Origin of the sequence: Streptomyces sp. NPDC086989 (genome assembly GCF_044745505.1) — a bacterium.
GTDB lineage: Bacteria > Actinomycetota > Actinomycetes > Streptomycetales > Streptomycetaceae > Streptomyces.
In genome coordinates this window covers 96,510-120,441 of record NZ_JBIVAL010000003.1, presented here as the reverse complement: position 1 = coordinate 120,441, position 23,932 = coordinate 96,510, and the positions used below count along the sequence as shown (strand labels likewise).

Annotated in this window: 16 protein-coding genes and 1 tRNA gene; 9 read left to right on the top strand and 8 right to left on the bottom strand. The window is 73.2% G+C overall.

All coding sequences use genetic code 11. From position 1 onward, the window contains the following. The first annotated feature begins 84 nt into the window (after window positions 1-84). The 9 genes from ACIPK4_RS07255 (at window position 85) to ACIPK4_RS07215 (ending at window position 12,816) form a co-directional block, all read left to right on the top strand. Window positions 85-1,605: a class I SAM-dependent methyltransferase gene (locus tag ACIPK4_RS07255; protein WP_054226251.1), complete on the top strand. Its 1,521-nt coding sequence runs from the start codon at window positions 85-87 to the stop codon at window positions 1,603-1,605. A 223-nt stretch (window positions 1,606-1,828) separates the two neighbouring features. Then, window positions 1,829-2,026 carry a hypothetical protein gene (locus tag ACIPK4_RS07250; RefSeq protein ID WP_054226252.1) on the top strand — a complete coding sequence of 66 codons (198 nt, stop codon included), beginning with the start codon at window positions 1,829-1,831 and terminating at the stop codon, window positions 2,024-2,026. Between the two features lie 279 nt (window positions 2,027-2,305). Then, window positions 2,306-5,140 carry a type I DNA topoisomerase gene (gene topA / locus ACIPK4_RS07245; protein WP_402309852.1) on the top strand — a complete coding sequence of 945 codons (2,835 nt, stop codon included), beginning with the start codon at window positions 2,306-2,308 and terminating at the stop codon, window positions 5,138-5,140. A 143-nt stretch (window positions 5,141-5,283) separates the two neighbouring features. Continuing rightward, window positions 5,284-8,529 carry a dTMP kinase gene (gene tmk, locus ACIPK4_RS07240; protein WP_402309850.1) on the top strand — a complete coding sequence of 1,082 codons (3,246 nt, stop codon included), beginning with the start codon at window positions 5,284-5,286 and terminating at the stop codon, window positions 8,527-8,529. Window positions 8,530-8,648: 119 nt separating this feature from the next. Continuing rightward, complete coding sequence (locus ACIPK4_RS07235) at window positions 8,649-9,860, top strand: DNA polymerase III subunit delta' (protein ID WP_054226272.1); 1,212 nt, start codon at window positions 8,649-8,651, stop codon at window positions 9,858-9,860. Between the two features lie 158 nt (window positions 9,861-10,018). Continuing rightward, window positions 10,019-11,587: an alpha/beta hydrolase gene (locus ACIPK4_RS07230; protein ID WP_402309849.1), complete on the top strand. Its 1,569-nt coding sequence runs from the start codon at window positions 10,019-10,021 to the stop codon at window positions 11,585-11,587. 117 nt (window positions 11,588-11,704) lie between these two features. After that, window positions 11,705-11,778: transfer RNA gene (locus tag ACIPK4_RS07225), tRNA-Thr, on the top strand. Window positions 11,779-12,145: 367 nt separating this feature from the next. Next, on the top strand, window positions 12,146-12,298 hold the full coding sequence (locus ACIPK4_RS07220; RefSeq protein WP_159044543.1) for a thiocillin family RiPP: 153 nt from the start codon (window positions 12,146-12,148) through the stop codon (window positions 12,296-12,298). 368 nt (window positions 12,299-12,666) lie between these two features. Then, window positions 12,667-12,816: a thiocillin family RiPP gene (locus ACIPK4_RS07215; RefSeq protein ID WP_159044545.1), complete on the top strand. Its 150-nt coding sequence runs from the start codon at window positions 12,667-12,669 to the stop codon at window positions 12,814-12,816. Window positions 12,817-12,962: 146 nt separating this feature from the next. Here the strand turns inward: ACIPK4_RS07215 and ACIPK4_RS07210 are convergent, their stop codons facing one another. The 8 genes from ACIPK4_RS07210 to ACIPK4_RS07175 form a co-directional block, all read right to left on the bottom strand. Further along, complete coding sequence (locus ACIPK4_RS07210; protein ID WP_402309846.1) at window positions 12,963-13,568, bottom strand: response regulator; 606 nt, start codon at window positions 13,566-13,568, stop codon at window positions 12,963-12,965. Continuing rightward, entirely contained in the window at window positions 13,565-14,719 is a 1,155-nt protein-coding gene (locus ACIPK4_RS07205; RefSeq protein ID WP_402309845.1) for a sensor histidine kinase, read from the bottom strand. The genes ACIPK4_RS07210 and ACIPK4_RS07205 overlap by 4 nt, the downstream gene beginning before the upstream one ends. Before the next feature lie 77 nt (window positions 14,720-14,796). Further along, window positions 14,797-15,609, bottom strand: coding sequence for an ABC transporter permease (locus ACIPK4_RS07200; RefSeq protein WP_054226258.1), 813 nt, complete (start codon window positions 15,607-15,609; stop codon window positions 14,797-14,799). Further along, the gene (locus ACIPK4_RS07195) at window positions 15,609-16,526 is read right to left on the bottom strand and encodes an ABC transporter ATP-binding protein (RefSeq protein ID WP_402309843.1); all 918 of its coding nucleotides are present in this window, start codon (window positions 16,524-16,526) and stop codon (window positions 15,609-15,611) included. Before ACIPK4_RS07195 ends, ACIPK4_RS07200 begins: the two co-directional genes overlap by 1 nt. Window positions 16,527-16,617: 91 nt before the next feature. Beyond that, the gene (locus tag ACIPK4_RS07190; RefSeq protein ID WP_402309841.1) at window positions 16,618-17,463 is read right to left on the bottom strand and encodes a thiopeptide-type bacteriocin biosynthesis protein; all 846 of its coding nucleotides are present in this window, start codon (window positions 17,461-17,463) and stop codon (window positions 16,618-16,620) included. Continuing rightward, entirely contained in the window at window positions 17,456-20,062 is a 2,607-nt protein-coding gene (locus ACIPK4_RS07185; protein ID WP_402309839.1) for a lantibiotic dehydratase, read from the bottom strand. Before ACIPK4_RS07185 ends, ACIPK4_RS07190 begins: the two co-directional genes overlap by 8 nt. A 3-nt stretch (window positions 20,063-20,065) precedes the next feature. Then, on the bottom strand, window positions 20,066-21,658 hold the full coding sequence (locus ACIPK4_RS07180; protein ID WP_402309837.1) for a SagB family peptide dehydrogenase: 1,593 nt from the start codon (window positions 21,656-21,658) through the stop codon (window positions 20,066-20,068). Continuing rightward, a complete protein-coding gene (locus ACIPK4_RS07175; protein ID WP_402309836.1) occupies window positions 21,655-23,928 on the bottom strand; it encodes a TOMM precursor leader peptide-binding protein in 2,274 nt (757 codons plus the stop codon). The genes ACIPK4_RS07180 and ACIPK4_RS07175 overlap by 4 nt, the downstream gene beginning before the upstream one ends. Between the last annotated feature and the right edge of the window lie 4 nt (window positions 23,929-23,932).

Here is a 23,932-nt window from a genome sequence, read left to right as displayed (position 1 = left end):
GGGAACCCGGCCCGCCCCGGTGCGTGTGGGGCCGTCGGCCGCGCGGGGCACGCTTTCGGCGGCGCCAGCCGACACAATGGACCGGTGAGTACCACCAGCCTTCCCACGCCCGACCGCGCCGCCGAGCTCCGCACGGCCCTGCTCGCCGCCGGTTTCACCGCCGACGGCCTGCTCGACCTGCTCGGCGCCCCCGCCTACGCCGCACTGGCCCGCAGCGAGACGGTCCCCGCCCTGCGCGCCACGCGCGGCGGTGGCGACGGCCCGCTCGCGAGCCTGGTCCGGCTGTTCCTGCTCCAGCAGCCGGAGCCGTACGCGCACGCCGCCCGTGCACTGCCCGTCGAGGCGGCGCTGGCCGACGGCTGGCTGCGGCGGGAGGAGGGCGCCGACGGTGAGGACTCGGTGTACGCCACCGTCGACGTGCGCCCCTACGGCGGCCCCGACGGCGAGGACTGGTTCATCGTCTCCGACCTCGGCTGCGCCGTCGGCGGGGCCGGCGGGATCGGCAGCCGCGAGGAGGGCGTGGTCCTCGGCGTCGGCGGGGCCTCCACGACGCTGGCCGGGATCACCGTCCGCATCCCGGTCGCCAGCGCCCTCGACCTCGGCACCGGATCCGGCATCCAGGCCCTGCACGCCGCGCAGCACGCCACCCGCGTCACCGCCACCGACGTCAACCCCCGGGCCCTGGAGTTCACCCGGCTGACGCTCGCGCTGTCCGGCGCCCAGGAGGCCGAGCTGCTCCTCGGGTCGCTGTTCGAGCCGGTGGGCGCGGCCACGTACGACCTGATCGTGTCGAATCCGCCGTTCGTGATCTCTCCCGGCGCCCGGCTGACGTACCGCGACGGCGGGATGGGCGGCGACGACCTGTGCCGCACCCTCGTCCAGGAGGCCGGCGCGCACCTCAACCCGGGCGGGTACGCGCAGTTCCTCGGCAACTGGCAGCACGTGGAGGGCGAGGACTGGCGCGACCGGGTCCGCGCCTGGGTGCCGCGCGGCTGCGACGCGTGGATCGTGCAGCGTGACGTGCAGGACGTCACGCAGTACGCGGAACTGTGGCTGCGCGACGCGGGCGACCACCGGACCGACCCCGCCGAGTACGCCCGCCGGTACGAGGACTGGCTGGACGAGTTCGAGGCCCGCAAGACCAAGGCCGTCGGCTTCGGCTGGATCACGCTGCGCCGCAGTGACGCGGCGGAGCCGTCCGTCGTGGTCGAGGAGTGGCCGCACTCGGTGGAGCAGCCGCTCGGCGACGCCGTCGTGGCCCACTTCGCCCGGCAGGACTACCTGCGGGACCACGACGACGCGGCCCTGCTGGAGGCCCGCTTCGTGCTGGCGGCGGAGGTCGTCCAGGAGCAGGTCGGCGCGCCCGGCGCGGAGGACCCGGAGCACGTGGTGCTGCGGCAGAACCGCGGGATGCGGCGCGCGACCAAGGTCGACACGGTCGGGGCGGGCTTCGCGGGAGTGTGCGACGGCTCACTCACGGCGGGCCGGATCCTGGACGCGATCGCGCACCTGGTGCAGGAGGATCCGGTGGTCCTGCGGGATCGGACTCCGGAGTCGATCCGGGTGCTGGTCGAGCAGGGGTTCCTGGAGCCGGCCGAGGGCTGAGGGTGCTCCGCCGGCCCCGCCCGGGACCCTGCCGGCACCTCTTCGGCACAGCCGTCCGCGGCGCCGGGACCATGGCCGGATCCGTGATGTAACCCGGGGTTCGCTCGCCGTTTCCCCCCGGCTGTCAGGCTCCCGTCCGGGGGGACGGCCGGGGGCCGCCCACGGGTTCCGGGGGGACCCGTAGGAGGCCCGGGGAGCGGCCGGAGGGCAAGGGGGGAACGGCATGGAGAGCGGTCCGGGGATTTTCGCGGGGATCGTTTTCCTGCTGTTCGGGACCGCTCTGCTGGGCTGGACGGGGGCGCGCGCCCTGCGCCGCGCGCCGGTGGCCGAGGGTGTGCGCCCCGCGGTCGCCGTTCCGCTCGCCCTGGCCGCCTCCGGAGTCTGCCTGGCGCTCGGCGTGTGGTGCTTCGCCCGACTCTGATCGGTGGCCCGCCCACCGGCGCGACCGGCCACCGCGGGCCCTGCGGAAACGGGACGTCAGGCGGGGTGCGGGGGCGGGGCCAGACGGCCCCCGGGCCACCCGGCCCGGTGATCGCGACGGGTCCGGCGCGGTATCCGGGCGGCAGAAATGGCACTTGTCGGGTTACCGTTCGAGTGGCCGTTGCGGGCTTCCCCCGTTTGACACGGGGGCGGGTTGTACCGTCACACTCCGCAGCGTCGCCGTACCGCGACCGAGTGCCGACCGGAGAGAAGAGCCAAGTTGTCCCCGACTAGCGAGACCGCAAAGGGCGGCCGCCGACTCGTCATCGTCGAGTCCCCTGCCAAGGCGAAGACGATCAAGGGCTACCTCGGCCCGGGATACGTCGTCGAGGCGAGCGTCGGGCACATTCGCGACCTCCCGAACGGCGCCGCCGAGGTCCCCGACAAGTACACGGGCGAGGTCCGCCGCCTCGGCGTGGACGTCGAGCACGACTTCGCGCCGATCTACGTCGTCAACGCCGACAAGAAGGCCCAGGTCAGGAAGCTCAAGGAGCTGCTGGCCGAGTCCGACGAACTCTTCCTCGCCACCGATGAGGACCGCGAGGGCGAAGCCATCGCGTGGCACCTGCAGGAAGTCCTCAAGCCCAAGGTCCCCGTCCACCGGATGGTCTTCCACGAGATCACCAAGGACGCGATCCGCGACGCCGTCGCCAACCCGCGCGAGCTCAACCAGCGCATGGTCGACGCGCAGGAGACCCGCCGCATCCTCGACCGCCTCTACGGCTACGAGGTCTCGCCGGTCCTGTGGAAGAAGGTCATGCCGCGCCTGTCGGCCGGCCGCGTCCAGTCGGTGGCCACGCGTCTCGTCGTCGAGCGGGAGCGCGAGCGCATCGCCTTCCGTTCCGCCGAGTACTGGGACCTGACCGGAACCTTCTCCACCGGTCGCACCGGGGACGTCTCCGACCCCTCGACCCTGGTCGCCCGCCTGAACACGGTGGACGGCAAGCGCGTCGCGCAGGGCCGCGACTTCGGCTCGAACGGGCAGCTCAAGAGCGAGGTGCTGCACCTTGACGAGGCGAACGCCCGGGCGCTGGCCGCCGCGCTGGCGGACACCTCGTTCGCCGTCCGCTCGGTCGAGTCCAAGCCGTACCGCCGCTCCCCGTACGCCCCGTTCCGCACGACGACGCTCCAGCAGGAGGCCTCGCGCAAGCTCGGCTTCGGTGCGAAGGCGACGATGCAGGTGGCGCAGAAGCTGTACGAGAACGGCTTCATCACCTACATGCGTACGGACTCCACCACGCTCTCCGACACCGCCGTGTCGGCGGCGCGGGCGCAGGTCACGCAGCTCTACGGGGCCGACTACCTGCCGGAGAAGCCGCGCGTCTACGCCGGCAAGGTCAAGAACGCGCAGGAGGCCCACGAGGCGATCCGCCCCTCGGGTGATCGTTTCCGCACGCCGGCCGAGACGGGTCTGACCGGCGACCAGTTCCGCCTGTACGAGCTGATCTGGAAGCGGACCGTCGCCTCCCAGATGAAGGACGCGACCGGAAACTCGGTCACCGTCAAGATCGGCGGCCGCGCCTCGGACGGCCGGGACGCCGAGTTCACCGCCTCCGGCAAGACGATCACCTTCCACGGCTTCATGAAGGCGTACGTCGAGGGCGCGGACGACCCGAACGCCGAGCTCGACGACCGCGAGAAGCGGCTGCCGCAGGTCGCCGAGGGCGACGCGCTGTCGGCCGAGGAGATCACGGCGGACGGCCACTCGACCAAGCCGCCGGCCCGCTACACCGAGGCCTCGCTGGTCAAGGAGCTGGAGGAGCGGGAGATCGGCCGCCCGTCGACGTACGCGTCGATCATCGGCACGATCCTCGACCGCGGGTACGTCTTCAAGAAGGGCACGGCGCTCGTGCCGTCCTTCCTGTCGTTCGCCGTGGTTAACCTGCTGGAGACGCACTTCGGGCGGCTCGTCGACTACGACTTCACGGCCAAGATGGAGGACGACCTCGACCGCATCGCGCGCGGCGAGGCCCAGTCCGTGCCGTGGCTGAAGCGGTTCTACTTCGGCTCGGAGGACGCGTCGGAGGTCGTACCGGCCGACGGCGACCACCTCGGCGGCCTGAAGGAGCTGGTCACGGACCTCGGCGCGATCGACGCCCGGGAGATCTCTTCCTTCCCGGTCGGCGAGGGCATCGTGCTGCGCGTCGGCCGCTACGGGCCGTACGTCGAGCGCGGCGAGAAGGACGCGGAGGGCCACCAGCGCGCCGACGTGCCCGACGACCTGGCGCCCGACGAGCTGACGATCGGGTACGCGGAGGAGCTGTTCGCGAAGCCGAGCGGCGAGTTCGAGCTCGGCAAGGATCCGGTCAGCGGGAACGAGATCGTCGCCAAGGACGGTCGCTACGGGCCGTACGTGACGGAGATCCTGCCCGAGGGCACGCCGAAGACCGGCAAGAACGCGGTGAAGCCGCGGACGGCCTCGCTGTTCAAGTCGATGTCCCTCGACACCGTGACCCTGGACGACGCGCTCAAGCTGATGTCCCTGCCCCGGGTCGTGGGCGTGGACGCCGAGGGTGTGGAGATCACGGCCCAGAACGGCCGCTACGGCCCGTACCTGAAGAAGGGCACGGACTCGCGGTCGCTGGAGACCGAGGACCAGCTGTTCACGATCACGCTGGACGAGGCCCTCGCGATCTACGCGCAGCCGAAGCAGCGCGGCCGGGCGGCGGCCAAGCCGCCGCTGAAGGAGCTGGGCACGGACCCGGTCAGCGAGAAGCCGGTCGTCGTCAAGGACGGCCGCTTCGGACCGTACGTGACGGACGGCGAGACGAACGCGACGCTGCGGCGGGACGACGACGTCGAGACGATCACGCCGGAGCGGGGCTACGAGCTGCTCGCGGAGAAGCGGGCGAAGGGCCCGGCCAAGAAGACGGCGAAGAAGGCCGTCAAGAAGGCGCCCGCCAAGAAGGCCCCGGCGAAGAAGGCGACGACGGCCGCCAAGAAGACGGCGGCGAAGAAGACGACGACCGCGAAGGCGACGGCCGCGAAGAAGACGGTCGCCAAGAAGGCCACGGCGACGAAGGCGGCGGCCGCCGCCCCGGCATCGGACGAGTAGACGGGCACCCGTCACCCGGGGCCCCGTGCGCACCGCGCACGGGGCTCCGCCGTTTCCCGCAGGCCGCAGGGTGCGGGCGGGGTCACACCCGGCGTTGTCCACAGGGCTCCGCGGCGGTCAGGCGCAGCGGATAGGCTGGGCGGATGACGCGAGCCGAGCAGCCAACGGTCGTGACCGCCCCCGCGAACCCCACCTACGACGAAGCCCTCGCTGCGGATTCCCGCGAGCGTGCGGTGCGCGCACTGCTGCGCACCCCCAGGTTGCGCCGGCTGTGGAGCGCCCAGCTGGTGAGCGGCGTCGGCGACGCCCTCGCCCTGCTGGTGCTGGTGCTGCTGGCCTTCCAGACGGCCGTCTCCGAAGAGAGCTTCGGCGGCGGTTACCGGGGCTGGGCCCTCGCCGTCGCCGCCGTCTTCGGGGTCCGGATCCTCGCCACGCTGCTCTTCGGGGCCGTGCTGCTCGGGCCGATGGCCACGCTCCTCGCGCCGAAGGAGGCCGGCGGCAGGCTGGACCGCCGCTGGACGATGATCGGCGCCGACGGGGTCCGGCTCGGCCTGTTCGTCGTCGCCCCGCTCTGGCTCGACTGGATCCCGGACCACGCGCTGACCGCGCTGCTGGCCACCGTCTTCGTCTCCGGCGTCGCCGAGCGGCTGTGGTCCCTGGCCAAGGACAGCGCGGCTCCCGCCCTGCTGCCCTCGCCGCCGCCGGAGGGCGCGACCGTACGGCCGCTGCCGGACCACCTCGACACACTGCGCCGACTGACCCTGCGCACCACCTTCGCCGCCATGCCCGTCGCCGCCGCCGTGCTCCTCGCCGCGACCCTGGTCGGCAAGGCCCTCGGCCTCGGCGTGGACTGGTTCGCCGAGAACCAGGCCGCCCTCGGCTCGTACGTGGCCTCCGGCCTGTTCGCGGCGTCGGTCTCGCTGCTGCTCCCGCTCGTGCTGCCCGCGACGAAGACCCCGCGCCCGCGCTCCCCGCTGGAGGGCCTGCGGGCCCCCAGGACGGGGGACCGTCCGGACAAGGGCCGCACGGGGGCCGTCCCGCTGCTCGTCCTGGCCTGCGCAGCCGTCGCCGGAGCCGTGGCCAGTGCCGCCGCCGTGGCCGTCCTCCAGGCCTTCGACCTGGGCGGCGGCCCCGCCACCTTCGCCCTGCTCGTCCTGGCCCTGCTCGGCGGCACCGCCGTCGGCATCCGCGCCACCCAGGCCGGCAAGGTCCTGCCCGCCCTCTCCCGGCGCCGGCTGCTGGCCCTGGCGATCGCGGTGTCCGGGCTGACGCTGCTGCTGTCCGGGCTCGTCCCCGACACGGCGACCGTGCTGTTCCTGTCGCTGCTCGCCGGCACCGCCGCGGGCGTGGCCGCCAACACCGGGCACACCCTGCTGGACCAGGAGACCGAGGAGTTCCGCCGGGCCCGGGTCACCGAGCACCTGCAGGCCGTCGTACGGGTGGCCGTGGGCATCGGCGCCGTCCTCGCCCCGGTCCTGGCCGCGGCGATCGGCCCGCACCGGCTGGCCGGCGGGGGCCTCGTCTTCGAGCACGGCGGCGCAGCCTTCACCCTGATGCTGGTGGGCGCCCTGCTGCTGCCCGTCGCCGCCGTGGTCCTCGCCAAGGCCGACGACCGCAGCGGCGTACCGCTGCGCCGTGACCTGCGCGAGGCGCTGCGCGGTGGAGAGCCGGTGCAGGCCGCGTCCGACGCCGGGTTCTTCATCGCCCTGGAGGGCGGCGACGGCGCCGGCAAGTCCACCCAGGTCGAGGCGCTCGCCAACTGGATACGGGGCAAGGGCCACGAGGTCGTCGTGACCCGCGAGCCGGGGGCCACCCCGGTCGGCAAGCGGCTCCGCTCGATCCTGCTCGACGTCTCCTCGGCCGGGCTGTCGAACCGCGCCGAGGCCCTGCTGTACGCCGCCGACCGCGCGGAGCACGTGGACACCGTCGTACGGCCCGCCCTGGAACGCGGCGCGGTGGTCATCTCCGACCGCTACATCGACTCCTCGGTGGCCTACCAGGGCGCCGGCCGCGACCTGTCGCCGACCGAGATCGCCCGGATCTCGCGCTGGGCCACCGACGGGCTCGTCCCGAACCTGACCGTGCTGCTCGACGTATCGCCCGAGACGGCGCGCGAGCGGTTCACCGAGGCCCCGGACCGGCTGGAGTCCGAGCCGGCCGAGTTCCACCAGCGGGTGCGGGCCGGCTTCCTGACGCTGGCCGCGGCCGACCCCGGGCGCTACCTGGTGGTCGACGCCGGCCAGGACCCGCAGTCCGTGACCACCGTCGTGCGCCACCGCCTGGACCGGATGCTCCCGCTCTCGGCGGCCGAGGTGGCCGCCCAGGCCGAGGCCCGGCGCAAGGCCGAGGAGGAGGCCCGGCGCAGGGCCGAGGAGGAGGCGGCGCGCAAGGCCGAGGAAGAGCGGCTGCGGGCCGAGGAGGAGGCCCGGCTGAAGGCCGAGGCCGAAGCCGCCCGGATCAAGGCCGAGGCCGAGGCCGCCCGCCGGGCGGAGGAGGAGCGGCTGCGCGCCGAGGAGGAGGCCCGCGCCCGGGCCGAGGCCGAGCGGCTGCGCCGGGAGGCGGAGGAGAAGGCCCGCGCGGCGGAGCAGGAGCGGCTGCGCAAGCAGGCGGAGGAGGAGGCCCGGCTGCGTGCCGAGGCCGAGGAGCGGCGGCTGGAGAAGCAGCGGCGGGCCGAGGAGGCCCTGCTGAGGGCCGAGGAGGCGCGCCGGCTGGCGGAGGCCTCGGCGGCTGCGGCGGCCGCGCAGGCGGCGGCGGCCCAGGCTGCGGCTCAGGCTGCGGCGGCTCCCGCGCCTGCGCCGACGCCCGCCCCCGCTCCGGAACCGGCGGCTCCGGCGCCGAAGGTGCCGATGACCAAGGAGCCGCTGCCGGACGACGCCGTGACGGTGGAGACCCCGCTGACCAAGCGGGTCGTCCAGCCGGACGACGTGACGCAGACGGTGCCGGTGCCGAAGGCGGACCCGGCGGCGGAGACCTCGGTGCTGCCGGCGGTGCCGCCGGCCGGTGCGACCGACGAGACGGCGGTCCTGCCGCCCGTACGGCCGTCCCGTACGAGCCCTCCGGCAGGCCAGGGCCCCTCCGGCCAGGGCCCCTCCGGCCAGGCCCACTCCGCCGTGCGGCCCACGGCGCGGCGCCCGGAGGAGAGCCCGGCCGACCGGGTGCCGCCGGGCATCTTCCGGGACTCCGGCGACGACGTGACGCGCGAGCTGCCGGTCTTCGGCGAGGACGGCCGGCCGAGCGGGCGGCAGCAGGGCCGGCCGACGCGCCCGGACCGGCCGCGGCCCGCCTGGGCCGAGGAGACCCCGCTGGACGATCTGCCGACCCTGGCGGACGAACTGCTCGGCCCGCGCCGGGACGACGAGGACGAAGAGGGCGGCCCGCGCCGCCGCTGACGGGGATTGTCAGTGGCGCACGCCACACTGGGGCGAGCGGGCCGGAGCAGGGCACGGCAGGACGAGTGCGAGCGGTACGGACGGCCGGCGAAGACGGCCGGTGAAAGGCGGTGGGCGGCATGCCCGTATGGGACGACCTGGTGGGCCAGGAGCGGGTGCAGGCGCAGCTCGCCGCGGCCGCCCGGGACGCCGACGCCCTGGTCACCGCCGTCGAGGCCGGCTCGCCGCCGCCCGCCGCGTCCAAGATGACGCACGCCTGGCTGTTCACCGGACCGCCCGGCTCCGGACGGGCCACCGCGGCCCGGGCCTTCGCGGCCGCCCTGCAGTGCACCAGCCCCGACCGCGCCCTCGGGGGCGAGCCGGGCTGCGGGTTCTGCGACGGCTGCCACACCACCGTGGTCGGCACGCACGCCGATGTGGAGTTCGTCCGTACGGACCTGTTGTCCATCGGCGTGAAGGAGACCCGCGACCTGGTCCGCCGGGCGCAGCTCTCCCCGGCCGTGGGCCGCTGGCAGGTCATCGTCCTGGAGGACGCCGACCGGATGACCGAGGGCGCGGGCAACGTGCTCCTCAAGGCCGTGGAGGAGCCCGCCCCGCGGACCGTGTGGCTGCTGTGCGCGCCCTCGCTGGAGGACGTGCTGCCCACCATCCGCTCCCGCTGCCGCCACCTGAGCCTGCGCACCCCGCCGGTCGACGCCGTCGCCGACGTGCTGGTCCGGCGCGACGGCATCGAGCCCGCCGTCGCCGCGGCCGCCGCGCGCGCCACCCAGGGCCACATCGGCCGGGCCCGCCGGCTCGCACAGGACGAGTCCGCCCGGGCCCGGCGTGCCGCCGTGCTGAAGCTCCCGCTCCGGATCGACGACGTGGGTGGCTGCCTCAAGGCCGCCCAGGAGCTGGTCGACACCGCCGCCGAGGACGCCAAGCAGGTCGCGGAGGAGGTCGACGCTAAGGAGACCGAGGACCTGCGGGCCGCGCTCGGTGCCGGGGCCGGAACCGGCGGCCGGATGCCGCGCGGCACGGCGGGCGTGATGAAGGAACTCGAAGACCGGCAGAAGCGCCGCCGCACCCGCACCCAGCGCGACACCCTCGACCTGGCGCTGACCGACCTCACCGGCTTCTACCGGGACGTGCTGGCGCTCCAGCTGGGCTCCTCGCTGGCGATCGCGAACGAGGAGATACGGGCCGACCTCGACCGGATCGCCCGTGCGTCCGGACCGGAGCGCACCCTGCGCCGGATCGAAGCGATCATCGCCTGCCGAGAGGCCCTGGACCGCAACGTGGCCCCGCTCCTCGCGGTCGAGGCGATGACGATGGCGCTGCGCGCGGGCTGACCGCCGTACGTTGACCGCTTCATCCGTATGAGCGATCCGGCGGGCTCGTGCCGGGTAGGACGGGTCCCGGGCGGGCTGTGGTGCGCCCGCGGGCCGGGGACGGCGGACCGGCTTCCGCCCGCCCGGCCGGGGCGCCGGGCAGGACGTAGGCTCCGAGGATGGACACCAGTCGCCTGCTGCGTACCACCGCAACCGTGATCGCAGCCGCCGGGCTGCTGCTCTCCGGGTGCACCTCGGCCGGGTCGGCGGGACCCCGGGCGGCCGCCTCCTCGGCCCGGGGCGCCGCACCGTCGGCCGCCCCGGCCGCGGTCCCGACGGCGCTGCGCCCGTACTACGAGCAGAAGCTGAGCTGGCGCGACTGCGGCGTCCCCGGGTTCCAGTGCGCCACGATGAAGGTGCCGCTGGACTACGCGCACCCCGAGGCGGGCCAGGACGTCGACATCGCCGTGGCCCGCCGCCAGGCCACGGGCCCCGGCAAGCGGCTGGGCTCGCTGGTGGTCAACCCGGGCGGGCCGGGCGGCTCCGGCATCGGATACCTCCAGGCGTACGCGGGCATCGGTTATCCGGAGGCCGTCCGCACCCAGTACGACATGGTCTCCTTCGACCCGCGCGGGGTGGCCCGCAGCAGCCCGGTGCAGTGCCTGACCGGCCCGGAGATGGACAAGTTCACACAGGTGGACCAGACGCCGGACAACGCGGCGGAGCAGGCCGCGCTGGTGGCGGCGTTCAAGGAGTTCGCCGCCGGCTGCCAGGCCCGCTCGCCGCGGATCCTGCCGCACGTCTCCACCGTCGAGGCCGCCCGCGACATGGACGTGCTCCGTGCCGTGCTGGGCGACGAGAAGCTGACGTACGTCGGGGCCTCCTACGGCACCCTCCTCGGGGCGACGTACGCGGACCTCTTCCCCGGCCGGGTCGGCCGGCTCGTCCTGGACGGCGCCATGGACCCCTCCCGCCCGGCGCTCGAAATGAACCGGGACCAGACCGGTGGCTTCGAGACGGCCCTGCGCTCCTTCGCGAGGGACTGCGCGAAGCAGCCCGACTGCCCGCTCGGCAAGGGCAGCCCGCAGGCGATCGCGGACCGGCTCCAGGACTTCTTCCGCAAGGCCGACGCCCAGCCGGTGCCCAGCGGCGACCCGGACCGCCCGCTCGGCGAGTCCCTGGCCACGACCGGGGTGATCGCGGCGCTGTACGACGAGAGCGCCTGGCCGCAGCTGCGCGAGGCGCTGGCCTCGGCGATGAACGGCGACGGGTCCGGCCTCCTCGGCCTCGCCGACAGCTACTACGAGCGCGAGCCGGACGGGAAGTACGCGAACCTGATGTTCGCGAACGCCGCCGTGAACTGCCTGGACCAGCCGCCGGCCTTCGCGGGCCCGCAGGCGGTCGAGGCGGCCTTGCCCTCCTTCGAGAAGGCCTCGCCGGTGTTCGGCGCGGGCCTGGCCTGGGCCTCGCTGAACTGCGCGTACTGGCCGGTGAAGGCCACGGGCGCGGCGGGCGCGCTGGCAGCGAAGGGCGCCCCGCCGATCGTGGTGGTCGGCACGATCCGGGACCCGGCGACCCCGTACAAGTGGGCCCAGGCGCTGGCGAAGCAGCTCGACTCCGGCGTCCTGCTCACGTACGACGGCGACGGGCACACGGCGTACGGCCGCGGCAGCACCTGCATCGACACGGCGATCAACACGTACCTGCTGGAGGGGACGCCGCCGAAGGACGGCAAGAAGTGCGCCTGACGGCCGCCGCCGCGGGCCCCGGACGACGTGGTTCGGGGCACCCCGTTCGAGCCTGTAGACTTGGCGCCGCTGCTGATGAGAGCTCCCCTCCGAGGGAACACTTGTCTGCCCAGCGGTGCCGCCTTAGCTCAGTTGGCCAGAGCAACGCACTCGTAATGCGTAGGTCTCGGGTTCGAATCCCGAAGGCGGCTCTGTAGAAGCCCCAGGACTCACTCGCCGTGACCTGGGGCTTTTGCTTTTCCATGCCCGGGCGCCGCGCCGCCGTCCGGCCCCCGCCCGGCCCCCGCGCCCCCCCCGAAGTGGGTTCCATTCTTCTTCTTCCGCGCTTTGCTTGGAGCCGGCCCGGAGGCTTGTTAGAAATACTTCAGATCACTGGCCGGAACCTCCTGCAGCCGACGGAACGGCGTTATCCGATTCCCGGTTCTGCCTGCGCGGGTTCGTGGAAGGATGCGGGCGCGGGGGAGTGGTGTCTCTTTTCGGGATGCTGTTTTCCGTGACCGTTCCAGTGATTCCCGGCGGCTCGTCCAAGGCGCGCCGTATTTCCATCAAGGAGGAATCGTGGAGAACAACACCATCTCCGAGCTCGGTCAGAACATCGTCGAGGAGGTCACCATCGAGGACCTCACCGAGGTCAGCGGTGCGGGCACCCTCGGCACGGCGAGCACCGCCGGCTGCCCCGCGAGCAGCGCCGGTACCTTCGGCTCCCACTGACCGGAGCCTCACGGTGCCGGCGGCCACGGCCGCCGGCACCACCCTCCTCGCGGCCCCCGCCGAGGGGCGGCCGTCCTCGCCGCGCCGCACCGTTTTGCACCTGCCCGGTCATTCCGTCGGATGACCGGGAATTTTGCGTTGGAATTCTGCGTGCGAGGGCGCGCGAATATTCTTCTTCCGCGCTTGGCTTGGGGCCGTTCGTAAGGGCCTGCTAAAAATAATGATGACAGCCCGGGCCGATCTTCCGCTCGATGGAGGCGCACTTCAGTGCGGAATTGGGGCCTTTTCTGTCCGGCCGCGGGCATTACGTGGCCGCCCAGGGCGGACTAATCCGTCCGCCCGTGTCACTTCGTCAAGGAGAAAAGGTCATGGAGAACAACTTCGCCGTGGAGAACATCCAGGACGCCGTCGAGGACGTCACCATCGAGGACCTCGGCGAGGTCAGCGGTGCGGGCTGCCTCGGCACCGCCGGCACCGCCGGCTGCCCGGCCACCATCGGCACCGCCGGCTGCTGGTAAACACCGGTAGACCCGCGCGCGTGAGGCCGGCGGTCACCGCCGCCCGCCTCGGCGCACGGCCGTAGCCCCCGCCCCGCCCCCCGGCGGGTGGTGCCGTGCGGCCAACCCAGGGCCGGATGGCCGTGGCCGATCACCAAGGTGATCCGCTACAGCCATCCGGCCTGAGTCGCGATACGGATCGCGTGGAGCTTGTTGGACGCTCCGAGCTTCTGGATCGCCGCCGAGATGTAGTTGCGGACCGTCCCCTCGCTGAGCGAGAGCTCCCCGGCGATCCGGTGCAGCGGCCGGCCGTCCTCCGCGAGCCTGAGGACCTCCAGCTCGCGCCTGCTCAGCGGGCTCTCCCCGACGGAGATCGCGTCGGCGGCCAGCACCGGGTCGATGTACCGCCCGCCGTCCCTGACTTCCCTCACGATCTGCGCGAGCCGGTCGCCCGCGACCTCCTTGGTCAGGAACCCGCGGACGCCGGCGTGCACCGCACGCCGCAGGTAGCCGGGGCGGCCGTGGCTGGTCAGCACGATGACCGCGCATTGCGGCCGGTCGCGCCGGAGCCGCTCGGCGGCGGTGAGCCCGTCGGTGCCGGGCATGTCGATGTCGAGGATCGCCACGTCGCACCGGTGCCCGGAGGCGAGCGCCACGACCTCGTCGCCGGTCCCGGTCTGCGCGACGACCTCGATGTCGTCCTCCAACGAGAGCAGGACCGCCAGCGCCTCGCGGATGAGCCGTTCGTCCTCGGCTATGAGAACCCTGATCATGGGGATGTCTCCCTGGTCGTTTCGCTGTTCGGCGGATCCCGCGGGACGGTGGCCTGCAGGCGGAAGGTGCGGCCGGGGCCCGGGCCGGAGGCGAGCCGGCCGTCCAGGGCCGCCAGCCGCTCGGAGAGGCCGACCAGGCCGTGACCGCCGCGCCGCTGCCGTCCCTCCGCCTGCTGCTGCGCACCGTCGTTGAGTATCTCCAGGAGCACGGTGTCCCCGCTGGTGCGGACCTTGATCCGGCACCAGGTTGCCCGGCTGTGCCGCAGGACGTTCGTGGCGCCCTCCCTGACGACCCAGCCGAGGACGTCCTGGACCGCGGTCGGAAGCTGCTGCGGTATCGCGTCGGCCTCGCACGCCACCCCGGCGGTCTCCAGCACGGAGCGGATCCCGTCGATCTCGGCCGACAGCGACGGCTGCCGGTAACCCCGTACGAGCGTGCGGACATCGGTGATGGCGCTGCGGGCGATGTCCACCACGGCTTCCATCTCGTCCCGGGCCCGCTCGGGCCGCCGCGGAGCCAGCCGGACCGCCACCTCGCTCTTGAGCGCGATGACGGACAGGGTGTGGCCGAGTACGTCGTGGAGGTCGCGGGAGAACCGCAGCCGCTCCTGCACCACCGCCATCCTGGCCAGTTCCGCCCGGGCCCGGTGGACTTCGCTGATGAGCGCGCCCAGCCGCCCAAGGGCGAACACCACGAGTGCGGTGATGCCGGCCCGGACGGTCACCTCCACCGCCCCGGAGCCGCTCAGGCCGAGCATCAGGCCGGCCAGGGCCTCGCCGGCGAGGGCGAGTGCCGTGACCGTGACGGCGGGCCACGGCGCGAGCGACAGCAGAGCCGCTCCGCCGAAGAACGCGGGCAGCGCCATCCAGTACGGACCGCAGGTGAAGCAGACGCCGAAGCCCACGATCCCGCACACGGCCAGGTCGGCGGTACGCACGTTCCCGCCGGGCCCGTACCGGATGCTTTCCCGCACGATGCGGATGAACGTCGCCCCGAACGCGAGGACACCCACGACGGCGGCCAGCACGTACGGCACGCCCGGCCGCGAGGAGCCCCAGTAGAACGCCGGCTCGGCGACGTAGAACAGGAACAGCCCGATGATGAGGACTCCGACGGCGCGCGGCACGGACTCCGATGACTGCCCCAGCACGCGCCTCTGTCTCCCCCATGTCACGGTCCGGGCCGAACCCCCGCCCGTGGCAGTGCCCTTGGCCGGTGCCCGTAGGGTCACCCGGCGTGCCGGGGGTCCCAGCGGAAGTACTTCTGGGCGAGGGCGAGTCCGATCGCGGTCCAGGCACACATGATACCGACCTGGGTCGAGCAGGCCTGGAAGGCGTCGAGGAATCCGATGTGGTCCGGAACTGCCGGGCCCGCCGAATCCGTCGCGAAGTCACGGCCGAAATAGGCGGTTCGCAGAATTTCCACGACCGGGGTGAGCGGCAGGTACTCGGCCGGGGTCCGCAGGATTTCCGGGAGTGCGGACAGCGGCATGGTGACGCCGGATCCCAGCATCATCAGCATCATGAAGGGGGTGACGATCCAGGTGGACACCTCCGCATTGGGAAGCAGTCCCGAGACGCCGATGGCCACCATCGCGAACATGGCGGCGCCCAGCACGACGGCGATCAGAAACAGCGGGACGTTCTCCGGTCCCGAAGAACCCATGAGGGCGCATCCGGCGGCTATCAGGACGACGACTTCCGCAAGGCTCACGACGCTGCCGCTGAGCGCCTCCCCGGCGAAGATGGAGGTGTCCGGGAGGGCGGTGCCCCGCAACCGCTTGTAGATCAGGGCGTCACGCCGGGACGCGGCCGAATTGATCAGGTTGTAGACGATCCAGAGCAGGACGAAGCCGATGAAGCCGACCAGCGCGTACTGCCCGGCGTCGATGCCGGCGATCAGCTTCTTGCCGTGCATGCTCATCGGGTAGGCGATGCCCAGTCCGAGCGGCACGATCACCGCGGTCAACGCGAAGCCGAACTGCTTCCAGTAGACCCGCTGGGACAGCCGGAACTGCGCGAAGGTGTACCGGAACCACATCACGGGGCTTTCCTACCGTTCTCGGCGACATCGAGGAAGACATCCTCCAAGGAGGCGCTGCGCACCTCGAGTTCACGCAGCGAGGCGTCGGCGCCGTCCGCCCAGTGCAGCAGCGCCCTCAGCACGTCCTGGGGATCGCGGGCCAGGAGCACCGTCCGTCCGGACTCCTCCTGCACCTCGGTGCCGCTCAGGACCGGAAGGTCGGCGGCGCGGAGCCCGGCCGGCAGCCGGAAGGAGATCCGTGCGGCGAATTGCTGCACCATCTCCCCGAGCGTGCCCGACCTGACGATCCTGCCGTGGTCCATGATCGCCACGCGGTCGGCGAGGAACTCCGCCTCCTCCATGTAGTGCGTGGTGAGCAGGACGGTCATGCCCTCGCCCACCAGGCCCTTGATGAGCTTCCAGGTGTCGCGGCGGGCTTCGGGGTCCAGGCCGGTGGTGGGTTCGTCGAGGAAGAGGACCTCCGGCCGGCCGAGCAGCGCAAGGGCGAGGTCGAGCCGTCGCTTCTCGCCGCCCGACATCCGGCCCACCGGGGTGTTCGCCCGGTCCTCCAGCCTGACCATCGCCAGGGCCTCGGTGCGCGACCGCGCCCTCACCATGAACCGGCGCCAGGCGTCGACGGTCTGGGCGGCGGTCAGTTCCTGGAAGAACCCCGCCTCCTGGAGCATGATGCCGACCCGGTGCGCGATCTTGCGGCGGTGTGCATGGGGGTCGACGCCCAGGACGCGGGCGGTTCCCCGGGTTGCGGGCCGGAACCCCTCCAGGACGTCCATCGTGGTGGTTTTCCCGGCACCGTTCGTCCCGAGCAGCGCGAATACCTCTCCGGGCTGGACGTCGAACGATATTCCGCGAACCGCGGCGAATTCCCCGTATTTTTGATGGAGGTCCGAGACCTCGATCACTGGCTGTTCAGGCATGATCCAATGCTATCGGTCCGGTGTGGTTCCCGGCAGAGACCGCTGTCACCACTTTCCCGTGCAGTTCGCGGAACACCCCTCATGACAACTGTCATGTCGTCGGGGACTCGTCGGAAAATGTATCGGCGGCCAGCCAGAGAAAGCGCGCCAACTGGGCTTCCTCCGAAGGTACAACACTGAGTCGATTGTTCATCAGGTGAATGTGGTGGAAAAGCAGAAAGGAATCGGTCCGATGAATGTGCATGCGGGCCGGCGAGCTCAGCTCGCGCCGGTACGCCTCGGCGTATCCGGCGAGCGCCGAACGGGCCCCGGGATCCGAGAGGACCCACTCGACCTGGGCCAGCAGCCGCGCGGACCGGGCGGGTGCGTCCGCGAGGGAGGCTCCGTGCGGGAGGCGTCCGCGCAGCAGCGGGCCGCCGCTCCAGTACCAGGCGTACTGATGCAGAAAGGCTCTGCGCAGCCGGGGTTCGAGGGCGGCCAGCATCAGCGTCATGTGGGCCGCCGCATACCCCGTGCGCAGGGAGCGCTGCCGGGGTCCGAGGCAGGCGAGTGCGGCCTCGCTGCCGTGCTCGAAGACCCGTTCGGCCAGGCGCATGCCCTCGCCCGAGCCGAACTTGTGGGTCTCCGGGGAGTAGACGTGTCGCGTCGCACCACGGTGCGGCACGGACGACAGCAGGTCCTGCAGGGTGCCCTCGACGTGGACGAGCGACGCCTGCCGCGCGTTCAGGCGCAGGCGCAGATGCAGTCCGGAGACGTCCATGAACTGAAGGAAGAACCACCGTAGTTCCGGGACCTCGTCCCGTAGCCGGACGAGCGCCGGGCGCACGACGTGTTCGAGCAGGTCCTGCATCCCGGCGGGCCCGGTGACATGGATCCGGTAGTACAGCCAGTCGTGCGTGGGCAGTTCCACGTGCACCTTCGCGAATGTGTCAGCCATGACGCACCAGCCCCGTGAACTCGGTGGCGACCGGCGCGCCGGCCGCGTCCCGGTTCCAGTGCCCGTCCCTGCCCGGCAGTGCCTCGACCAGATCGACCGCCAGGGCGTCGGACCGGATCTGGCGCAGCGCGGCCCACACGACGTGGGGGTGGTCGAAGCCGAGCCACTGCGGTTTCTCCTTGCGCACGCCCCTCGGCCCGCGCGTGATCTGTACGAGGAACACCTCCTCGGGCAGCCCGTGCCGGCGTCGCCACCGCTCCACGTCGGCCAGGAACCGCAGCGGTGACACGCCGGGGTCCGGGCGCGGCAGGCGGGCTGCGGGCAGCCGCCACCGGGCCCTGGCCCAGACGACCCTTCCGTGCTGGATGCGCGGCAGGTACCGGGCCCCTTCGCCCGTCGTCACCCGGTCGAAGGCCCGGACCTCGCGATCGGCCCTGCCGAGCGTCATCCAGGGATCGGAGAGCAGGCACAGCAGCCGGACGGCCCCGCGGAGCAGGTAGGTGGGCGTGGTCCCCAGGTAGGCGAACGCCACCGGGCCCCCGTCGCGGTCGTACGCCTGGAGGGTGCCGGTCTCCGGGTCGTGGGACAGCGACAGGCCCGCGATGTCGACGGCGTCGGGGTCGCCGTCCGGGAGGTCCGCGGGCCAGCGGAGCCGGGGCACCGTACTCAGCGTGGGCCGCTGCATCTCGGACCAGTCGGGATAGGCCGACACCTGGAGTACGCGGCAGCCCGGATGCAGTGCGCGCAGCCACTCGTCGAGGGCCGGCGCGAGCCGGTCGTGCAGCGCGGGAACGCCGGCCCAGCGGCTGAGCAGCCCGCCGACCCCGTTCTGCACGAGGTTGACGACGAGCGTGTGGTCACCGGCCGCGACGTGCTCGGCGTCCGCGGCGGCGACCTGGAAGAAGACCGAGTTGCTCGCGGTGCCCAGGGTGCCGTGGCCGAGGAGCCGGCCGGGTGCCGCGCCGGTGTCCCCGCGGGCATCCCCCGCCTGGGGCAGCGCGTCCTGCTGCGCCAGGGCGTACGGGTCGGCGTGCGCGAGGACTTCGTACAGGAAGCCGAGCAGATCGGTACAGGTGCCCCCGACGCCGTACCGCTGCACGAAGCGCTCCACCAGCCGGTCGTACAGCGGGGTGCGCGCCACGTGCGGGGCGAGCCACCGGGCCGCGTGCGCGAGGTCGTCTCCGACGGGCCGGGGCAGTTCGAGGGCCGGTCCTTCGGGACCGGCGACCGCCTCGTGGAAGAGCGGAGTGCCGGGGAGCCACGACGGGACGGGCCTGCCGAGCTCCTTGAACGCCGCCGCGGCCACGTCCCTGGTGCGTTCGACCGCCCGGGCCCGCTCCGCTGCGTCGACCGTGGTGGCGACGGTGGCTTCCAGCTCGCCCAGGGTGTCCAGGGCGGCCCCGACGGCCGCCGCCGTCGGCGACGCATCGGCGCGGGTACGGCGGCGGACCGCGCGGGACAGCGCCCCCAGGTGCCCGCCGTCGGCCAGCCGCCACGGGGTGACGGGTTGCAGCAGCCCCATCTCCACCCAGCGGGCGACCAGGTGCGGACCGAGGTCGCCCAGCCGTGCGGCCGGCTCCGTGAAGGGGACCGGTCGGGAGGGCAGGAGGGGGAGCGCCCATGCGTACAGCCCGCAGTCGGTCACCTCGTCCTCGCGGAAGACGAATCCGTCCGCCGCGGCGTAGACCGGGAGCGCCGCGAGCAGGCGGTCGCCGACCTGCCGCAGACCGGAGTTGGCCACCACGTCGAATGCCGGCGCCAGGTCCGGATGGGCCGCGCAGGCCAGCAGCAGGGTGACGGCCAGACCGCGTGACGAGGTCACCGCGCCGGCGGCTCCGTCCCGGCCGCCGTCCCGGGGAGCCGGCCGGGTCACGGTGTCCGGGCCGCTGCCGAGCCGCGCCACGGCGAGGGTGGTCAACGTACTGAAAGGGCTGGGTTTGACGGCGATGCGGGACAGGTAGGCGGCCGCACTGCGGGCGCCCCGCGAGTCCAGGCCGGCCGGCGCCGGACCCTCCTGGGCCAGCAGGCGCCCGGCGAACTGCGGGCTGGCCAGCGCGAGTCCGGACGCCACCCGCGGACTCCGCAGGTGGCGGTACAGGGCCTCTGTGGCCTCGGGCAGCTCCGTGGCGAAGACCTCCTCCGCCCGGCCGAGCCCGGTGCGGTGCCGGCGCATCGACTCCAGCCAGGCCTCCAGCCGGCGGGCCGGTCCGGGTTCGAGGTGCGCCGACACCAGGGCCGCGGCCCGGCCGGTGCTCGGCGCGAAGCGCCCGTTGTGGACGTCCCGGCGCAGCCCGACGGCGGCGCGGCGGGCCGCGCGGTCGCCGTCGAGGCGTGGCACCAGCCGGTAGAGGGCGTCGGTGAGCGGGCCGGCCAGTGCGGCGGCGTCGTCCTGCGCGTCCAGTGCGTCCCTCAGGAGGCGCGTGGACCGGGGCGTCGCCGATGCGTCGAGCACGCCGACCGGCAGTCCGCAGACCCGCGCCATCAGCACGGGCGCGACCGCGCCGCGGCCCGCGGGGGCCGGCGGGACGGTGCCGAAGTCGGGTATCCCCGGAGCGGACACCGCGGTGTCCGCGGGCCTGGAAGGCGTGTCCGTGGCCATGCGTCAGCCGTCGTGACGGTCGAGGAGCGCCCGGGCGGCGTCCGTCCACTGCGGGTCGTTGGCGGCCCGCCAGTCGGCCGGCGGCGCCGCCGCGGAGCCGTCCCGCCCGGCGGCGGGCAGGCTGCCGAGCATGAACTCGCCCACGGACGACTCCCGCAGGTAGTCGAGGCCCAGCACCCGGGCGGCGAGGTCCGCGTCACCGCTGCCCAGCCCGCACGGCGCCAGCCCCATCGCCGTGGCCACCAGGTACATGGTCTGGTACAGGACGCCCGCGTGCTTCAGGGTGACCGCGTAGGCGATCCCGCGGTACTTCCACGACAGGCGCTGGAAGCGGGAGGTCATGGTCACCAGCACGTCGGGGACGGCGATCCCGCCGGTGGCGACCGATGCCAGGTACAGCATCGCGGACCGGTCCCCGGCGTTCTCGTTGACCAGGCGCAGCCGGTGGCCGACCGGGTCGTAGTGGTAGACGCCCTCCGCGAGGCCCTCGCAGCGGCGCACGGTGAGGTAGAGCTCCAGCTCGTAGGCGGCGCCACCGCACGGGTACGGCCGGGACGTCGCCTCGTACGGCATCTTCTGGTCCGGCCGCGGCCCGTACTCGGAGCGCACCCGGGCGGTCCGGTAGAGGAACTCGCCCAGCTGGCGCACCGTCATCGGCTCCTCGCCGTACTGGCGCACCGACGTGCGGCCCTCCAGCACCGTCGTCAGGGCGGGATCCGCCGCCAGGACGTCGTCGAGGGCCGGCCGGTGGAGCTCGATGAACGGTCCGGCGGGGGCCGGTTCGACCGCGGGGCGGGGCTCGATCCGGCCCTCGTAGGGGAAGATGCCGCCGAAGGGCTCGTCGTGGCGGCCGGCCCGGCTGCGGGAGTGGAAGAGCAGGTCGTGGAAGTCCCACTGCTCCAGCACCTCGTCCTCGTCGGCCGCGAACCGCGCCTGCCCGTCGGCCCACTCGCCGACGTCCACGAAGCCGGCTCCGGCGAGGTGCTCCAGGAGCTCGGCCACCGACTCCGCGGGCACGTCCGCCGGGGCCAGGTCCGCCGCGCGCACGAGGTCCGCCGCGCGCACGCAGTCGCCGAGGGCGCCGACGACCGCCCGGCTCGCCGGATCCAGCAGCAGCACCCGGTGGGGGGTGAGCGGCGACTCCAGGACGAAGGCGCCGGAGTAGGAGCGGCAGAGGGCGAACTTGGACAGCCGCAGGGGCGCCTGCGCCGGCACGGACACCGGCCGGTAGGAGGCGGTGCGGCTGGTCGCCTCGATGCGCGCCAGCGGCCGGTCCTGCGCCAGCACGGAGCGGGTGATCAGGAAACCGAGCCGGTCGACGATCCGCAGCACCTGGGTCCGCTCGGCGGCTGTGCACCCGGCGAGCAGGACGGCGGGCGGTACGGGCTCCCCGGCCAAGCGGTGGACGGCGGCGCGGGTCCCGTCCGTGAGGCGGCCGAGCACGAACGCGGCCCAGGGGCTCTGCACCCGCACCCCGTCGTCCTCCGCCGTGACCCGCACCCCCTCGCGGAAGGCGAGCGCCGACATGTCGGGGCGGGGCTGCCCGCCCGCGGCGGCGACGGCGACGGTTGCGCTCACGCCTTCGGCAGTGGTCACAGGAACATCCCGATCGGGTTGAGGTCGGACTCGGGGGTGGGTGCGTCGAGCCAGCCCATGCGCACCGGTACGTCGTACAGCCGGCCGGCGCCGTAACGGGGCCAGAAGTGGCGCAGGCCGGGCACGATCACCTTGACCACCGGGAGGCCGATGTCCGGGCGGGTCTGGTCGAGGATCAGCATCTCCAGGCCCTTCTCCTCGACGATCCGCTGTGCCAGCCGCAGGTCGTCGAGCAGGTCGCTGCTCGAGGGGTCGCGGTAGTCGCCCGCCCGCCGCGGCGCCTCGCCCGAGGGCAGCAGGTACGGCTGGTTGGCCGTGGTCGCGGTCCGCCACCAGTGCTGCTGGACCGGGTCGGGGAAGGCGTAGTCGCCCGAGCCGTCCGCGCCGATCGGCAGTACCGCCGGCAGGAACTGGTTCATCTCGGTCAGCGCCCTCGCCACCGCGACCTTGATGTCGAAGTGCGCGCCGAAGGAGATCAGGATGTCCTCGACCGGCTTGTCCACCCGGCGCGAGACCGCGGCGGCCACCGGGATGCCCAGGTCGCTGGTGAGGTCCAGCACCCAGGTCTCGCGGTTCGCCGACCGGTACATCTCGCGCCACTGCGCGAAGTACGGCTCGTCGAAGCTGTCGAGGTCGATGGCGGGCCTGCGCAGGCGGTTGTACCACCAGATCGCCACGCTGTCGCGCTCCACCAGCTCCATGAAGCCCTGCAGGGCGGCGTCCTCGAGGCTGGTGCCCGCTGCGCTGCCGTTGGAGTCCGCACCGGAGAAGACGTAGCCCCGGGGCACGTTGTAGCCGTAGAAGAGCGACGCGGTCGGCAGGTAGCGGTGAGTGCCCCGGGTGAGCGACCAGACGGGCGTCCACTCCACGGGCCGGGCCGGGTCGAAGGGATCGCAGACCCGGTGGAAGTGGGAGTCCCGCCGGTTCCACTCGGCCCGGTCGGCGTACTGCTGCTCGCTGTAGAGGTGCAGCTCGTTCGGGGCGATCGCCTGCTCGCCGAGTTCCTCGTACGAGGCGGTGATGCGTGCCTCGTCGCCCTGGAACAGTCCCGAGTAGCGCTCGATGGCCTCACCGAGGGCGCTGGCCCTGGCCTGCACGTCGCTCATGCCCTTGCCCGCGCTCATGCTGCGCAGGCCGGCCCGCAGGTCACCGATGTCGGACATGCCGACCGCGAAGTTCTGCCCGGCCGTGTAGCTGTGCAGCCCGTCGATCCCGGTGGGCACCTTGACCAGACTGGTCACCGGTCCCGTCACGGGGCTCACGAGGTACCCGTAGGTGTCGAGCAGTTCCTGCGGGTCCTTCGCGCGGTGGCCGCCGTCCGACGTGATCCGCTTGCCGCGGCTCTCCGGCACCACCGGCCGGCGGTGCAGTTCCGCCTGCAGGGAGGGGTTTCCGCACGCCGGGCACTGCGGACGACGGGTCACCGGATGGCGCTCGGAGGCCATGGTCAGGGTGTCGAGCGTGAAGACCTCCGCCTGCCGGGGGCCCGGGATGTGGCCCTCCGGACCGCCGAAGGCCCCGGCCAGCCACTTGGCGGCCTGGAGCGCACCGAGCTGCATCCCGGTCTGAACGGTCGCCGGCAGGTCCGCGAGGGAGGTGACCGGCGGCCGGTCGCCGCCCTGGCGCTGCTTCAGGTACGAGGCGACCATCCGGTTGCCGCTCAGCCTGCTCGACACGCAGGCCCAGCAGCCCGTGGTCCCCGGCTCGAACACCGGACCGACCCAGAGCGTGCTGCCGATCGGCTTGACGAGCAGCCAGGCCCGTCCCGTCTCCAGCGCGACGCGGTTGAACTCCGCCAGGTCCGGGTGCAGGTAGTCGTCGGTCAGGACGACGGCGAGCGGGCTGTCGGCCCCGCCCACGCGGATCCCCAGCGGCGCGGCGGCCTCGGCGAACCATTCGGGGCGGACGTCTCCCAGCGCGACCAGTTCCACCGGCCGGTCGTGCACCGCCAGCATCGCGGCGTCACCGTCGAGGCCCGCCTGCTCCCAGTAGCCGCCCGACCGGGGTTCCACGGAGGAGTCGACCTCCACCACGTGACCGGCCGAGACCAGCATGTCCAGGGCGCGTTCCACCCGGCCGCCGGGGAAGTCGTCCCCCAGCGCCGCCACGATCTGCGAACGGTCGTGCTTCCCGGACAGCAGGGGGGCCATCCGCTCGATGAGCGCCCCCTGCAGCCGGGTCTGCCCCGACCGCTCGGAAATCAGGTACACGCCGTCTGCGGGCACCACCTCGGCATGGACGAACCGCTTGAACCTGATGACCGTGCGCATGTCT